The organism is Paenibacillus sp. FSL H8-0261 (genome assembly GCF_045040645.1).
Lineage (GTDB): Bacteria > Bacillota > Bacilli > Paenibacillales > Paenibacillaceae > Paenibacillus_AQ.
In genome coordinates this window covers 964,922-980,367 of record NZ_CP150297.1, presented here as the reverse complement: position 1 = coordinate 980,367, position 15,446 = coordinate 964,922, and the positions used below count along the sequence as shown (strand labels likewise).

The following is a 15,446-nucleotide window of genomic DNA, read 5'->3' as shown; positions in this document are numbered from 1 at the left end:
AACTGTATATGCCCCCACTAACCACCACTGTCATTCCTATTAAAAAAAACAGCAACTCCGTCAAAGCTACGTCCAACAATAAATGGTTCTCGCATATTGGATACTATATCTTCATGATCGTGCTCTCGTGCTTCTATTTCTATCCGATTGTTTGGCTGATCCTTTCATCCTTCCGTGAAAATAATAAGATCTTCTCAACTCCGTTTGCACTACCGGAAACGATTAATCTACAGAACTGGTCAAAAGCCTGGAATATCGGCAATATGAGTACCTACGCTAAGAACAGCATCATTGTCACGATATTAACTGTCATTGGCATTCTGCTATTCGCAAGCCTCGCAGCCTTCGCCTTTAGCAAGCTTCGCTTCCGTGGAAGCAGCCTCCTAATGCTGATGTTCGTATTCGGTCTGTTTATGCCTCTGCAATCGTTTTTTATTGCACAGAGCTATATTTTTGAGCAACTGAATTTGAAGGATTCTTATTGGGCACTGATTATACCTTATATTGGAACTGGGCTGCCACTTGCGGTCATCCTGCTTAAAGCCTATTTAGACTCCGTTCCCAGAGAGCTTATGGAGGCTGCACGCATGGATGGCTGTGGTGACTGGTTGCTCTACCGAAAGATCATTTTCCCTCTGTTGATCCCTAGCATGGCTACGGTTGGCATTTTCTCGGCGTTAAATTCCTGGAATGAACTATTGCTTGCCATGCTGTACATCCAGAATGATGCCTTAAAAACCATCCCAGTCGGACTCTTGGCGTTCTCCAGCAGGTATATGACCGATTACAAGCTACTGTTCTCCGCACTCGCTATCATTACACTGCCGATGATTATTGTGTATATCTTCTTTCACCGCTATATCGTTGCGGGTCTGACCGAAGGTGCACTTAAATAGTCTCCTATCACAACATAAATAATATAATTAAGCAGCGGTAGTCTTCCCAATGATCATTCAGAGGGTAGCTGCCGCTGTTTTTGGTAACTATAAAATAATATTTGACCTTTACGCTACGTAAAGGTGTACAGTGAATTTGTGGGAGGTGATACTACGGAATACACAGTGCAGAAGCTTGCGGAGTTAGCTGGTGTTAGTACACGGACCTTGCGATATTACGATGAGTTTGGCATTCTTAAGCCGGCTAGAATCAACTCTTCCGGGTATCGTATTTACGGTCAGCGTGAAGTAGATTTGCTGCAGCAAATTCTATTTTATCGAGAGCTTGGTTTAAGTCTAGAGAACATCAGAGAGATTGTTACACAACCGTCCTTTGACGGAACGAGAGCACTACGAAAGCATCATGATAAGCTACTGGAAAAGAGACAACAGCTAGATCTATTAATTGCTAACGTCGAACAGACGCTGGCTCATAAGGAAGGACAAATTATAATGAGTGATAAAGAGAAATTCGAGGGCTTTAAGCAAAAGCTGATTGAGGATAACGAGAAGAAATATGGTCAGGAGATTCGGGAAAAATACGGAGACAGCACGGTAGATCAGTCCAACAAGAAGCTGAAGGGTATGACTGAAGAACAGTATGCGGCTATACAGCAGATCGAGTCGGAAATGTTCGAGTTCCTGTTGCAGGCGATGGAAGCTGGAGATCCTGCTAGCGTATTGGCACAAAAGAGTGCTGACTTGCATCGCCAATGGCTCTCCTTCTACTGGAATTCTTATACCAAAGAAGCACATGCGGGTGTAGCTCAAATGTACGTGGATGATGAGCGTTTCACAGCTTACTATGACAAGCACCGTCCTGGACTTGCAGCGTTCTTAAGAGATGCAGTGCATGTGTATACAGGAGCAAAATAATGAGATAAAAATAGAGCAGTGCCGGAATTCCGGTCCCTGCTCTATTTTTTCGAATCTCTGCTGATACCTCTTACAAGCTACGATGCAGCAGCGATAAAACATTCCGAAGATCAGCTACAGCGACCTGGCCTGGTGCAGACGGCTTATGCGCGGCCCCAAACGTTAATGCTGAACCGAAGATTTCACCCGACAGACGGCTGACTACTCCTGCTCCTGCCATGGACATCGTAATAATCGGGCGATCTGCATGTTTAGTTTTCATAATATGAGTGGCTTCTAGCAAGGTCAGAACGTCACCTGCATCTTGAGGCATAACTGCAATCTTAGGCAAGTCCCCACCAAGCTCCTGCATCTTACATAGACGCGAGATTAGCTCCTCTTTGGGAGGTGTTTTATGAAAATCATGATTCGATATGATAACAGCTACGTTATGAGCGTGAGCAGCCTCAACTAATCCTCGTACATCCTGTTCCTCATTAAACAATTCAACATCAATAATATCTACTAGCCCACTCTCAGCAGCAGCAACATTAAGAGCTATGTAATATTCTATACTGACCTGCTTCTCTCCACCTTCCTTCGCACTACGGAACGTAAAGATCAGCGGAAGATCCGGAATGATCGCGTGAATATCACTTAACGCTGACTTCACTGCTTCTAAATCCTCCACTTTTTCAAAAAAATCCGTACGCCACTCCACCAAATCAGGATTTAGCTCTTTTAAGGCTTCAGCTTCCTGCTTCAGTTCAGTAAGGGTAGCACCAATTAACGGGACGCATATTTTAGGTATTCCTTCACCGATCACTACATTTTTAACGATTAATGTTCTGCTCATGATTTTAGCTCCTTATCATCCGATACATGCTTTATAAAATTTTCAACCTCAGGCAAATACGGCAGTGACGGTATTGCACCTGCTTTCCCAACAGCCAAAGCACCGACAGCATTCGCGAAGCGTAACGCTTCCTCCAATGACTTACCTGAGACTAACTGCTGTGCGAGTGCACCATTAAAGGAATCTCCCGCAGCAACTGTATCTATTGCCTTTACCGGGAACCCAGGAACTAACTTGGTCCCCTCAGCATTAACTAACAATGTGCCTTTAGCACCTAAAGTTACAATAACGTTCTTAACACCCTTTTGTAGCAAAATACGGGCAGCCTGCTCAGCCGTCTCTATACTATCGACAGTCATCCCAGCTAGAATTCCTGCTTCCGTCTCATTTGGCGTCAAATAGGTTACTTGACTTAACATCTCATCCTTAAGCCTTCTGGCTGGTGCAGGATTTAAAATGATTGGAATCCCATAACCATGGGCAATAGCAACAGCCTGTTCGGTCATTGCTAAATCCATTTCAAGCTGTAGCACGATTAACTTAGCTTGTTGAATTACAGGCGCCAACATCTGAATATCTTCCGCAGAAAGCTCCATATTCGCCCCAGAAACAACTATAATACGATTCTCTCCATCTTCTTCAATAACGATTGAAGCTACACCTGTTGCCTCCGTTTCACTCACTGAGATATGTTCTATATGAATACCTTCTTGCTTAATAATCTCCAGCATTTCGCTTCCAAAGGTATCTTTTCCGACGCTGCCGATCATACTAACCTCAGCACCCAGACGTGCTGCGGCAACGGCTTGATTCGCTCCTTTTCCACCGGGAGATAGAGCAAATGCTTGTCCCATAAGCGTTTCTCCTGCATTCGGTGCCCGGTTCGTACGTACTACCATATCCATATTTAAGCTTCCAATCACAACTATACCCAACTTAAACACCACCAATAATTATTTCTTCAATCTCTTTATCTTAGGGTCTTCCCTTCACTTTATCAATCACTTCCGTTGATTTTGCCCCTAATTGGCTATTTTCACCAAATTGACGTTATGCTTTTGTAGATAAAGTGTGCTAGAATGATGGTGCAATCGCTTCCACAACGATTGTTGACTGTTTTTTGAGCAAACGTTTGCATCGTAGATAATGCCAGCAGCTTTACTGCAATTCAATCTAATCCGCGATTAGGAGGCTTATCAAGTGAACGAACAAAAATTACCATCAGTAGCTTATTTCAGTATGGAGTACGGGTTACATTCTGATTTTAAAATGTATGCCGGAGGGCTTGGAATTCTCGCCGGAGACTACATTAAGGGAGCTAAAGACATCAATGCTCCTATCATCCCTATCGGGCTGAAGTGGAAACAAGGTTATACGGATCAAAAAATTGATGCGAACGGTAATCCATACGACTCCTATCACAATTATGTTTATGATTTTCTTGAAGATACAGGGGTGAAGGTAACCGTAAAAGTCAGAAAGACCGATGTGGTGTGCAAAGTATGGAAGACTGATTATTTTGGCAACAGCATGTTGTATTTACTGGATACGGATATCCCCGAGAATAATGATGCATGGATTACTGGACAATTGTACGGCTGGTTCGGTGAGGAACGGATCGCTCAAGAGATCGTACTCGGGATCGGCGGAGTAAAAGCTATGCGTGCTCTGGGCATTCCGATTGATGTCTATCATTTCAATGAAGGCCATGCAGCCTTAGCAGCCATCGAGCTCATTCGTGAAAAGATGTCCGGAGGCAGCACCTTTGAGGAAGCTTGGAAAGCTACTCGGGAAGAGGTTGTCTTCACTACACATACGCCGATAAAAGAAGGCAACGAAACCCATCCACTCGACCGCCTAGAGTATATGAGTGCATTCAATGGCTTAACCCGCGACCAGATGGAGCGTATCGGTGGCGAGCCGTTCAACATGACGGTTGCCGGTCTGCGACTCTCCCGTATTTCTAATGCAGTGGCTCAGCTTCATGCGGATACAGCCAATAAGATGTGGAAAGAGGTTGCCGGAAGATCGGACATCATTGGCATTACTAATGCCATTCATACCCCTACCTGGGTAGATGAAAGAATGACACAAGCCTATGAACAAAATGGAGATTTATGGGCAGTGCATAAGGAAATTAAGGGTGAACTGATTGATTTCATCAAAGAACGGTCCGGCATTAGTCTAAATGCTGACAATCTACTCATTGGCTTCTCACGCAGAGCTGCTCCTTATAAACGCAGTGACCTGATCTTCTCGCAGCCGGAAATTATTGAGCCTTATCTGGAGTCCGGCAAAATACAAATCGTCTTCTCTGGCAAAGCCCATCCACTCGATGATAACGGCAAAAAAATCGTCAGCAATTTAGTGGCGATGATGAAAAAATATCCGAAGAGTGTTGTCTTCTTGGAGAATTACGATATGACTATCGGCGCACAGCTGACACGCGGTTCTGATATTTGGCTCAACAATCCGCGTAGACCACTGGAAGCAAGTGGTACCTCCGGGATGAAGGCAGCCATGAACGGCGTATTGAACTGCTCTATTCTAGATGGCTGGTGGCCGGAAGCCTGTATAGATGGCGAGAATGGCTGGCAGATCGGAGACGGCTTCGAGACTACTGACTTCGAGGTTCTGGATAAGCATGATAGTGATGCGCTATACGATACCCTATTGAATCGAGTACTCCCAACCTATTATGAGAATCGTGAACAGTGGGTACAAATGATGAAGAAGAGTATCGAAACCACTCGCACCGAATTTGCCACCAAAAGAATGCTGGATGAATACTATAACAGAATGTACATTAAAAACTAAGTACAGAAAACGGATATTCCTATATCAAAATAGAACAGCGCACCCTCCAGTGATGGTAGAGGTGCGCTGTTTCTTTTTTAACTCTGCTTAGTAATTAATCACTCTATCTATCATATATATTGAATGGGACGACGATTACCACATACTGTAATGTGTCAATTATTCAAAAAGTGTTGCATTTTCCCCAAAAAACATTAATATAGAACTTATACTAAATCTAAAATCAAATCTTACGAGGTGATTCTATTAATGAGCTCCAATAATAATAATCTTACGACCAGCTGGGGTGCTCCAGTAGGCGACAATCAAAATTCAATGACAGCCGGTGATCGTGGTCCTACTTTGCTGCAAGATGTCCATCTGCTTGAAAAATTAGCCCACTTTAACAGAGAACGTGTTCCTGAACGTGTCGTTCATGCTAAGGGTGCTGGCGCTCATGGGTTTTTTGAGGTCACTCAGGAATTAACTCAATATACAAAAGCTAATTTTTTATCTGAGGTAGGCAAGCGTACCCCACTGTTCATCCGTTTCTCAACGGTAGCTGGGGAGCTAGGTTCTGCTGATACTGTAAGAGACCCACGTGGTTTTGCTGTGAAGTTCTATACCGAAGAAGGAAACTATGATCTCGTAGGTAACAATACACCTGTATTCTTCGTTCGTGATGCAATCAAGTTCCCCGACTTTATTCATACACAGAAGCGTGATCCACAGACACACTTAAAGAACCCTAATGCAGTTTGGGACTTCTGGTCTTTATCGCCGGAATCTCTACATCAGGTTACGATTTTGATGTCAGATCGCGGAATCCCAGCTACGTTGAGACATATGCACGGGTTCGGAAGCCACACCTTCAAATGGGTAAATGCCGAAGGCAATGCCGTCTGGGTGAAATATCATTTCAAAACAGAACAAGGCATTAAGAACCTTGCTCCAGATCTTGCCGCCAAAATAGCTGGGGAGAACCCAGATTATCATACAGAAGACTTGTTCAATGCTATTGATAAAGGAGATTTCCCAGCTTGGAAGCTCTACGTGCAGATTATGCCGATCGAAGATGCGAACACTTACCGCTTTGATCCATTCGATGTAACCAAAGTATGGTCGCAAAAAGATTATCCATTAATTGAGGTTGGCCGCATGGTACTGGATCGCAATCCAGAGAACTATTTCGCGGAAGTAGAGCAAGTTACGTTCTCTCCTGGCTCGTTCGTCCCTGGTATTGAAGTTTCTCCTGATAAATTGCTACAGGGTCGACTGTTTGCTTACGGCGATGCTCACCGTCACCGTGTAGGTCCCAACCATAACAGCCTGCCTATCAACCGACCAAAAGTAGAAGTGAAGAACTATCAACGTGACGGTGGCATGGCACTCGGTAACAATGGCGGATCTGGTGCCTATTACGAACCTAACAGCTTAGGCGGACCTAAAGAAGCACCACAGTACAAAACATCACCTTTCGAAGTATCTGGAAATGCCGACAGTGTCTCCTATAATAGTGATGACCATTATACACAACCTGGTGACTTGTATCGCCTGATGAGTGAAGAAGAACGTACCCGTCTTGTTCAAAATATCGTAGGCGCTATGACACCAGTTGAAAGTAACGATATTAAACTTCGTCAAATTGTTCATTTCTATAAAGCTGATCCGGAATTGGGACAGCGTGTTGCATCCAGCTTAGGATTATCCGTTCCAGACGGAATATAAGACTGTAATTGCACTTATACAAACAAAGAGGACCTTTACCCGTAAATGGGAAAGGTCCTCTTTTTTCATAAGAAAAGCTAAAACATATAATATATAAGAACGATCACGATGCATAGCGTGGAGACAACAGATAAGCACGAAAAAAAAGTATTCCAGTTATTGCCCTTCATTTGTCTTATACACGACCAGTATACTGCTTCTTTGATGCTCTGCCCCATCACGTGAAGATTTAACTACCGAACCGTAACAGATATTCACAACCTGTTCCTCACGCAGCCCTGCCAAGAACTCATTAGCCTTATTCTCAGCATACGAATTATCAGCATCTACAAACTCTTTTACTTGAATCATCCTGATCTCTCCTTTAATAAATTATAGTTACTTTTTATGTCTAGATTCTATAGGTGAACTCAACGAAATGTACATAGCGTATCACTCCCCTGGTAACATTTAATGTAAAATTATCTTCGAAATATAGTATAGGCACTCCGCAGTTTTCTACGAAATGCCTATAACATCAGCCTATCATAGCACCCAACTATACAATAGTCAAACGTTTTAAATACAATATTTAGTAAGAATTTATTGCCTTTGCAAAATGGATTGGATTTACATATAGAAGCTGTTATACTGATCAGAAGGTTCCCTCTAGGGGACCTCTATTTGTATAGGAGGGATTTTAATATGGCAACGCGTCATAACAAATTTGCAAAGAATGTGCTACTTAGAGGGGGTGAAATCTACTATGAACCATAGTCTAATTTATGAAGGCTCAAGGACACAACTGGTCCAGCAGCTTATTTATTTTGATGAGGAAAAAATCGCATTTCTAAATCAGTATTTCCCGGAACGAAGCAAACAAAGAAGTAATGCTGAAACGCTGTTGTCCCGTTATTGCTCCGAGCTGGAACAATTACTTTCCCGTTTCAATGGTGAAGAATTGAATTCACTCGTATTGATTGGAAGTCAGCTTCAGCTACGCTACTTAGACGACAATACTACAGATACCTACACCATCGTATTTCCAAACCAGGCAGAACCCAATGATAACAAGATTTCAATGTTCTCGCCTATTGGCATGCAGCTGCTGTTAGCTCAGATCGGCAGTACATGTCAGCTAGCTATTCCTTCAGGTGAGTTATCAGTAAAAATCGAAAGTATTAAGTTTGTGAATTGTGGTGAGGTGGCCGTTCTTATTTAAGCCCACTCGCACATATCACCAACATTAACAGCGTCCCTTTCCAATCTTATGGAAGAGGACGCTGTTCATCTATTCAGCCTGCTAAGCACTTCTTCATACTTTTATTTGAGCCTCAATCCTTCAGCCAGTTTACTGACTGATTTTTCGATACGAGATGCTCTGGTTTTAGGTCTTTTCGCCGCTTCGATCCAAGATACATATTCCTTCTGATAAGAATAAGCCAGACCGTTATAATAAGCTTCTGCCTGCTCATGGATACTCAACGCATCAAGGAAATCCTCTGGGGCTTCTACCTCCCGTAATTGATGATCTTTTTCCATCGTCACATGCACAATATCACCAGGTTGAGCTTTGGCTAGATCCCGTAGTTCCTTCTTTACCACCATAAAATGCTTTCCGTTTCCATGGGGCATAAGCGTTCCTCTATAGGGGATTCCATTTACACTTCCTTTTACCTGTATTCTGGACTTTGTTTCAAATATTTGTTCGGCATCAAAAGGGACGTTAAGATAAGTCCAGCTCCCACTTGCATCAGGTCGCACTAATTTAGCTTCAAATTCAAACATTGCTACCTCCTCAACTAAAAGCTCTAAGTTCTATTGTATCCATATGAATGTAACTATACAAAAAAAACACCTGCCTATAATAGACAGATGTTTCTTAATTATAAGCGGGTGATGGGAATCGAACCCACGCTATCAGCTTGGAAGGCTGAAGTTCTACCATTGAACTACACCCGCAAAGGTATAAAATCGGGATGACACGATTTGAACATGCGACCCCCTGGTCCCAAACCAGGTGCTCTACCAAGCTGAGCTACATCCCGTCAAAACATGTAATTACTTAGTAATAAAAATGGCGCGCCCTGAGAGATTCGAACTCCCGGCCTTTTGATTCGTAGTCAAACGCTCTATCCAGCTGAGCTAAGGGCGCAAAAATTATGGAGCGGAAGACGGGAATCGAACCCGCGACCCTCGCCTTGGCAAGGCGATGCTCTACCGCTGAGCCACTTCCGCAAAATATGGTGCGCGTGAAGGGACTTGAACCCCCACGTCGTGAAACGCCAGATCCTAAGTCTGGTGCGTCTGCCATTCCGCCACACGCGCACACTTTAAAAATAATGGTGAGCCATGAAGGACTCGAACCTTCGACACCCTGATTAAAAGTCAGGTGCTCTACCAACTGAGCTAATGGCTCTCATAAATGGCTGGGGATATAGGATTTGAACCTATGCATGACGGAGTCAAAGTCCGTTGCCTTACCGCTTGGCTAATCCCCAACAATAATTAACTAAATGGCGGAACCGACGAGATTCGAACTCGCGATCTCCTGCGTGACAGGCAGGCATGTTAGGCCAACTACACCACGGTTCCATAGACATAATGCATAAGAGTAAATTGGTTGCGGGGGCAGGATTTGAACCTGCGGCCTTCGGGTTATGAGCCCGACGAGCTACCGGGCTGCTCCACCCCGCGTCATTTAATAATTATATACTATTCATTTACACTACGCCAGCTAGTCCCAAAACATCATGCTTAAGGAAAATTTGGTTGCGGGGGCAGGATTTGAACCTGCGGCCTTCGGGTTATGAGCCCGACGAGCTACCGGGCTGCTCCACCCCGCGTCGTTCTTAAATGAATATGGTGGAGGCTGAGGGGATCGAACCCCCGACCCTCTGCTTGTAAGGCAGATGCTCTCCCAGCTGAGCTAAGCCTCCATGTTATGACCCGTATGGGATTCGAACCCATGTTACCTCCGTGAAAGGGAGGTGTCTTAACCCCTTGACCAACGGGCCATGCTAATAAACTTTATGGCGGAGAGAGAGGGATTCGAACCCTCGAGACGCTTGTGGCGCCTACACGATTTCCAATCGTGCTCCTTCGGCCAAACTCGGACACCTCTCCATAAATGGCTCCCCGAACAGGACTCGAACCTGTGACAACTCGATTAACAGTCGAGTGCTCTACCAACTGAGCTATCAGGGAATATGGTGGGCCTTAGTGGACTCGAACCACCGACCTCACCCTTATCAGGGGTGCGCTCTAACCAGCTGAGCTAAAGGCCCTTTTTAAGACACATCAATATTAAGGGCAAAAAAAATACCACGGGTAATGTGGTTGTCCGCTTGGCGACGTCCTACTCTCCCAGGACCCTTCGGTCCAAGTACCATCGGCGCTGGAGGGCTTAACGGTCGTGTTCGGGATGGGTACGTGTGGAACCCCTCCGCTATCGCCACCAAACGGGCATTTACATCGTAAATGCTCAGGCTTGATGCCTGAAAACTGAATCCGAATTGAATTTGCGTCTTAAGTATAGGATAAGCCCTCGACCGATTAGTATTGGTCAGCTCCATGCATTACTGCACTTCCACCTCCAACCTATCTACCTCGTCGTCTTCAAGGGGTCTTACTAATTGGGAAATCTCATCTTGAGGGGGCTTCACGCTTAGATGCTTTCAGCGCTTATCCCGTCCGTACGTAGCTACCCAGCCATGCTTCTGGCGAAACAACTGGTGCACCAGCGGTACGTCCATCCCGGTCCTCTCGTACTAAGGACAGCTCCTCTCAAATTTCCTGCGCCCACGACAGATAGGGACCGAACTGTCTCACGACGTTCTGAACCCAGCTCGCGTACCGCTTTAATGGGCGAACAGCCCAACCCTTGGGACCTACTTCAGCCCCAGGATGCGATGAGCCGACATCGAGGTGCCAAACCTCCCCGTCGATGTGGACTCTTGGGGGAGATAAGCCTGTTATCCCCAGGGTAGCTTTTATCCGTTGAGCGATGGCCCTTCCATGCGGTACCACCGGATCACTAAGTCCGACTTTCGTCCCTGCTCGACTTGTAGGTCTCGCAGTCAAGCTCCCTTATGCCTTTGCACTCTTCGAATGATTTCCAACCATTCTGAGGGAACCTTGGAACGCCTCCGTTACTCTTTAGGAGGCGACCGCCCCAGTCAAACTGCCCGCCTGACACGGTCCCCGTACCCGATTAGGGTACTAGGTTAGAACCTAGATACGATCAGGGTGGTATCCCAACGGCGCCTCCACCGAAGCTTGCGCTCCGATTTCTACGGCTCCCACCTATCCTGTACAGATCGTACCCAAATTCAATATCAAGCTGCAGTAAAGCTCCATGGGGTCTTTCCGTCTTGTCGCGGGTAACCTGCATCTTCACAGGTATTAAAATTTCACCGGATCTCTCGTTGAGACAGCGCCCAAGTCGTTACGCCATTCGTGCGGGTCAGAATTTACCTGACAAGGAATTTCGCTACCTTAGGACCGTTATAGTTACGGCCGCCGTTTACTGGGGCTTCGGTTCATAGCTTCGGGTTACCCCTAACCACTCCCCTTAACCTTCCAGCACCGGGCAGGCGTCAGCCCGTATACTTCGCCTTGCGGCTTCGCACAGACCTGTGTTTTTGCTAAACAGTCGCTTGGGCCTTTTCACTGCGGCCCCCTCGTGCTATTCACACTACCGGGGCACCCCTTCTCCCGAAGTTACGGGGTCATTTTGCCGAGTTCCTTAACGAGAGTTCTTCCGCGCGCCTTAGAATTCTCTTCTCGCCTACCTGTGTCGGTTTGCGGTACGGGCACCTTCTCCTGGCTAGAGGCTTTTCTTGGCAGTGTGAGATCATGACCTTCGCTACTATAATTTTCGCTCCCCATCACAGCCCAGCCTTAATGATGTGCGGATTTGCCTACACATCAGCCTCACTGCTTAGACGGACATATCCATCAGTCCGCGTCACTACCCTCCTGCGTCACCCCATCGCTCATAGCGGATTACGGTGGTACAGTAATTTCAAACTGTTGTCCTTCGACTACGCCTTTCGGCCTCGCCTTAGGTCCCGACTTACCCTGAGCGGACGAGCCTTCCTCAGGAAACCTTGGGCTTTCGGCGGATCAGATTCTCACTGATCTTTTCGTTACTCATACCGGCATTCTCACTTGTATGCTGTCCAGCGCTCCTTACGGTACACCTTCAACCCACATACAACGCTCCCCTACCCCAGATACATACGTATCTAGCCATAGCTTCGGTGGTGTGTTTAGCCCCGTTACATTTTCGGCGCAGAGTCACTCGACCAGTGAGCTATTACGCACTCTTTCAATGGTGGCTGCTTCTAAGCCAACATCCTGGTTGTCTGTGCAACTCCACATCCTTTCCCACTTAACACACACTTGGGGACCTTAGCTGATGGTCTGGGCTGTTTCCCTTTTGACAATGGATCTTAGCACTCACTGTCTGACTCCCGGCAATAAGTATATGGCATTCGGAGTTTGACTGAGCTTGGTAATCCTTGCGGACCCCGCACCCAATCAGTGCTCTACCTCCACTACTCTTATACCGAGGCTAGCCCTAAAGCTATTTCGGGGAGAACCAGCTATCTCCGAGTTCGATTGGAATTTCTCCGCTACCCCCACCTCATCCCCGCATTTTTCAACATGCGTGGGTTCGGGCCTCCAGTGCGTGTTACCGCACCTTCACCCTGGACAGGGGTAGATCACACGGTTTCGGGTCTACGTCCACATACTGAGTCGCCCTATTCAGACTCGCTTTCGCTGCGGCTCCGTCTTCTCGACTTAACCTTGCATGTTAAACGTAACTCGCCGGTTCATTCTACAAAAGGCACGCCATCACCCATTAATAGGGCTCTGACTTTTTGTAAGCACACGGTTTCAGGTTCTATTTCACTCCCCTTCCGGGGTGCTTTTCACCTTTCCCTCACGGTACTGTTTCACTATCGGTCGCCAGGTAGTATTTAGCCTTAGCAGATGGTCCTGCTGGATTCATACGGGGTTTCACGTGCCCCGCACTACTCGGGATCCGTCTCGGAGAGAACACAGTTTAGGCTACAGGGCTTTTACCTCTATCGCGGGCCTTTCCAGACCTCTTCGCCTACCATATTCCTTTGTAACTCCATGTGAGACGTCCCACAACCCCTAAGAGCAAGCTCTTAGGTTTAGGCTGTTCCGCGTTCGCTCGCCGCTACTGACGGAATCACTATTGTTTTCTCTTCCTCAGGGTACTTAGATGTTTCAGTTCCCCTGGTCTGCCTCTACATCTCCTATGTGTTCAGAGATGAGTAACTGCGAATTACCACAGCTGGGTTTCCCCATTCGGACACCCCCGGATCAAAGCTTGCTTACAGCTCCCCGAGGCAGTTTCGTTGTTCGCCACGTCCTTCGTCGGCTCCTGGCGCCTAGGCATCCTCCGTGTGCTCTTATTAGCTTAACCTTCGCTCCGATGTTTCGCTTGTTCGCACAATTGAAAATCTTCGCTTCCAGCTAATAACTAACGTACTTGTTTACACAAGTTTTAGCTAAAAGATGTTCTAAAACGCAAATTCGTTTCGGTATCCAGTTTTCAAGGATCAAGTTTAAAGATGAGAGCTTAAACTCTCAAAACTGAGCAACGAGTGAGTAACAGGCCTAAACCTGAGATTGTGGAAGTTTAACTTCCGATTTGAATGTCTTCATTGCAGAAGACGATTCTCCATAGAAAGGAGGTGATCCAGCCGCACCTTCCGATACGGCTACCTTGTTACGACTTCACCCCAATCATCTACCCCACCTTCGGCGGCTGGCTCCCTTGCGGGTTACCCCACCGACTTCGGGTGTTGTAAACTCTCGTGGTGTGACGGGCGGTGTGTACAAGACCCGGGAACGTATTCACCGCGGCATGCTGATCCGCGATTACTAGCAATTCCGACTTCATGCAGGCGAGTTGCAGCCTGCAATCCGAACTGAGACCGGCTTTGATGGGATTGGCTTCACCTCGCGGTTTCGCTTCCCGTTGTACCGGCCATTGTAGTACGTGTGTAGCCCAGGTCATAAGGGGCATGATGATTTGACGTCATCCCCACCTTCCTCCGGTTTGTCACCGGCAGTCACTCTAGAGTGCCCAGCCTTACCTGCTGGCAACTAAAGTTAAGGGTTGCGCTCGTTGCGGGACTTAACCCAACATCTCACGACACGAGCTGACGACAACCATGCACCACCTGTCTCCTCTGTCCCGAAGGCCGCCACTATCTCTAGTGGATTCAGAGGGATGTCAAGACCTGGTAAGGTTCTTCGCGTTGCTTCGAATTAAACCACATACTCCACTGCTTGTGCGGGTCCCCGTCAATTCCTTTGAGTTTCAGTCTTGCGACCGTACTCCCCAGGCGGAGTGCTTACTGTGTTAACTTCGGCACCAAGGGTATCGAAACCCCTAACACCTAGCACTCATCGTTTACGGCGTGGACTACCAGGGTATCTAATCCTGTTTGCTCCCCACGCTTTCGCGCCTCAGCGTCAGTTACAGCCCAGAAAGTCGCCTTCGCCACTGGTGTTCCTCCACATATCTACGCATTTCACCGCTACACGTGGAATTCCACTTTCCTCTTCTGTACTCAAGTCACCCAGTTTCCAGTGCGACCTCAGGTTGAGCCCAAGGTTTAAACACCAGACTTAAATGACCGCCTGCGCGCGCTTTACGCCCAATAATTCCGGACAACGCTTGCCCCCTACGTATTACCGCGGCTGCTGGCACGTAGTTAGCCGGGGCTTTCTTCTCAGGTACCGTCACTCCGATAGCAGTTACTCTACCGGACGTTCTTCCCTGGCAACAGAGCTTTACGATCCGAAAACCTTCATCACTCACGCGGCGTTGCTCCGTCAGACTTTCGTCCATTGCGGAAGATTCCCTACTGCTGCCTCCCGTAGGAGTCTGGGCCGTGTCTCAGTCCCAGTGTGGCCGTTCACCCTCTCAGGTCGGCTACGCATCGTCGCCTTGGTGGGCCGTTACCCCACCAACTAGCTAATGCGCCGCAGGCCCATCCCCCAGTGACAGATTGCTCCGTCTTTCATTCTTTCTTCAGGAGAAAAAAGAAATTATCCGGTATTAGCTACCGTTTCCGGTAGTTATCCCAGTCTAAGGGGCAGGTTGCCTACGTGTTACTCACCCGTCCGCCGCTAAGTTATTTTGAAAGCAAGCTTTCAAAATAACCCCGCTCGACTTGCATGTATTAGGCACGCCGCCAGCGTTCGTCCTGAGCCAGGATCAAACTCTCCAATTAGTATTGAAAAGA

Annotated in this window: 9 protein-coding genes, 15 tRNA genes and 3 rRNA genes; 5 read left to right on the top strand and 22 right to left on the bottom strand. The window is 46.9% G+C overall.

From position 1 onward, the window contains the following. Window positions 1-8 precede the first annotated feature (8 nt). Entirely contained in the window at window positions 9-896 is an 888-nt protein-coding gene (locus tag MHI27_RS04315; protein ID WP_081382815.1) for a carbohydrate ABC transporter permease, read from the top strand. A gap of 138 nt (window positions 897-1,034) precedes the next feature. Continuing rightward, window positions 1,035-1,811: a MerR family transcriptional regulator gene (locus tag MHI27_RS04310; protein ID WP_076283814.1), complete on the top strand. Its 777-nt coding sequence runs from the start codon at window positions 1,035-1,037 to the stop codon at window positions 1,809-1,811. 70 nt (window positions 1,812-1,881) lie between these two features. Here MHI27_RS04310 and aroD read toward each other — a convergent pair whose 3' ends face one another. Both aroD and rbsK read right to left on the bottom strand, forming a co-directional pair. Continuing rightward, complete coding sequence (gene aroD, locus MHI27_RS04305; RefSeq protein ID WP_076299076.1) at window positions 1,882-2,646, bottom strand: type I 3-dehydroquinate dehydratase; 765 nt, start codon at window positions 2,644-2,646, stop codon at window positions 1,882-1,884. Then, a complete protein-coding gene (gene rbsK / locus MHI27_RS04300) occupies window positions 2,643-3,569 on the bottom strand; it encodes a ribokinase (RefSeq protein ID WP_256716273.1) in 927 nt (308 codons plus the stop codon). The genes aroD and rbsK overlap by 4 nt, the downstream gene beginning before the upstream one ends. Window positions 3,570-3,846: 277 nt before the next feature. On the opposite strand from rbsK, the gene glgP reads away from it, so the two are divergent. After that, window positions 3,847-5,463, top strand: coding sequence for an alpha-glucan family phosphorylase (gene glgP, locus MHI27_RS04295; RefSeq protein ID WP_405175683.1), 1,617 nt, complete (start codon window positions 3,847-3,849; stop codon window positions 5,461-5,463). A 249-nt stretch (window positions 5,464-5,712) separates the two neighbouring features. Beyond that, on the top strand, window positions 5,713-7,170 hold the full coding sequence (katA, locus tag MHI27_RS04290) for a catalase KatA (protein WP_405175682.1): 1,458 nt from the start codon (window positions 5,713-5,715) through the stop codon (window positions 7,168-7,170). A gap of 156 nt (window positions 7,171-7,326) precedes the next feature. On the opposite strand, the gene MHI27_RS04285 is transcribed toward katA, so the two are convergent. Then, window positions 7,327-7,521 carry a sporulation protein Cse60 gene (locus MHI27_RS04285; RefSeq protein ID WP_042184993.1) on the bottom strand — a complete coding sequence of 65 codons (195 nt, stop codon included), beginning with the start codon at window positions 7,519-7,521 and terminating at the stop codon, window positions 7,327-7,329. A 394-nt stretch (window positions 7,522-7,915) separates the two neighbouring features. On the opposite strand from MHI27_RS04285, the gene MHI27_RS04280 reads away from it, so the two are divergent. Next, on the top strand, window positions 7,916-8,371 hold the full coding sequence (locus MHI27_RS04280) for a GreA/GreB family elongation factor (RefSeq protein WP_060625163.1): 456 nt from the start codon (window positions 7,916-7,918) through the stop codon (window positions 8,369-8,371). A gap of 101 nt (window positions 8,372-8,472) precedes the next feature. Here the strand turns inward: MHI27_RS04280 and MHI27_RS04275 are convergent, their stop codons facing one another. The 19 genes from MHI27_RS04275 to MHI27_RS04185 form a co-directional block, all read right to left on the bottom strand. Continuing rightward, window positions 8,473-8,937 (bottom strand): YdeI/OmpD-associated family protein, encoded by a 465-nt coding sequence (locus MHI27_RS04275; RefSeq protein ID WP_405175681.1) that lies wholly within the window; start codon window positions 8,935-8,937, stop codon window positions 8,473-8,475. Window positions 8,938-9,040: 103 nt separating this feature from the next. Next, window positions 9,041-9,111, bottom strand: a tRNA-Gly gene (locus tag MHI27_RS04270). Between the two features lie 12 nt (window positions 9,112-9,123). Next, window positions 9,124-9,197, bottom strand: a tRNA-Pro gene (locus MHI27_RS04265). Between the two features lie 30 nt (window positions 9,198-9,227). Then, window positions 9,228-9,304 (bottom strand) — tRNA-Arg (locus MHI27_RS04260). A gap of 8 nt (window positions 9,305-9,312) precedes the next feature. Continuing rightward, a tRNA-Gly gene (locus MHI27_RS04255) sits at window positions 9,313-9,387 on the bottom strand. Between the two features lie 6 nt (window positions 9,388-9,393). Next, window positions 9,394-9,477 (bottom strand) — tRNA-Leu (locus MHI27_RS04250). Window positions 9,478-9,492: 15 nt separating this feature from the next. Continuing rightward, window positions 9,493-9,568, bottom strand: a tRNA-Lys gene (locus tag MHI27_RS04245). 7 nt (window positions 9,569-9,575) lie between these two features. Continuing rightward, window positions 9,576-9,650 (bottom strand) — tRNA-Gln (locus MHI27_RS04240). Window positions 9,651-9,666: 16 nt separating this feature from the next. Then, window positions 9,667-9,744, bottom strand: a tRNA-Asp gene (locus tag MHI27_RS04235). 25 nt (window positions 9,745-9,769) lie between these two features. Then, window positions 9,770-9,846, bottom strand: a tRNA-Met gene (locus MHI27_RS04230). Between the two features lie 72 nt (window positions 9,847-9,918). Beyond that, window positions 9,919-9,995: transfer RNA gene (locus tag MHI27_RS04225), tRNA-Met, on the bottom strand. A 17-nt stretch (window positions 9,996-10,012) separates the two neighbouring features. Further along, window positions 10,013-10,088 (bottom strand) — tRNA-Val (locus tag MHI27_RS04220). Window positions 10,089-10,094: 6 nt separating this feature from the next. Next, window positions 10,095-10,166 (bottom strand) — tRNA-Glu (locus MHI27_RS04215). 16 nt (window positions 10,167-10,182) lie between these two features. After that, window positions 10,183-10,275: transfer RNA gene (locus MHI27_RS04210), tRNA-Ser, on the bottom strand. A 5-nt stretch (window positions 10,276-10,280) separates the two neighbouring features. Continuing rightward, window positions 10,281-10,356 (bottom strand) — tRNA-Asn (locus tag MHI27_RS04205). A 3-nt stretch (window positions 10,357-10,359) separates the two neighbouring features. Next, window positions 10,360-10,436 (bottom strand) — tRNA-Ile (locus MHI27_RS04200). 58 nt (window positions 10,437-10,494) lie between these two features. After that, a 5S ribosomal RNA gene (gene rrf, locus MHI27_RS04195) occupies window positions 10,495-10,611 on the bottom strand. Between the two features lie 73 nt (window positions 10,612-10,684). Beyond that, window positions 10,685-13,612, bottom strand: a 23S ribosomal RNA gene (locus tag MHI27_RS04190). Between the two features lie 264 nt (window positions 13,613-13,876). Continuing rightward, window positions 13,877-15,434: ribosomal RNA gene (locus MHI27_RS04185) — 16S ribosomal RNA — on the bottom strand. The 16S, 23S and 5S rRNA genes sit together here with 15 tRNA genes alongside, the layout of an rRNA operon. Window positions 15,435-15,446: the final 12 nt, after the last annotated feature.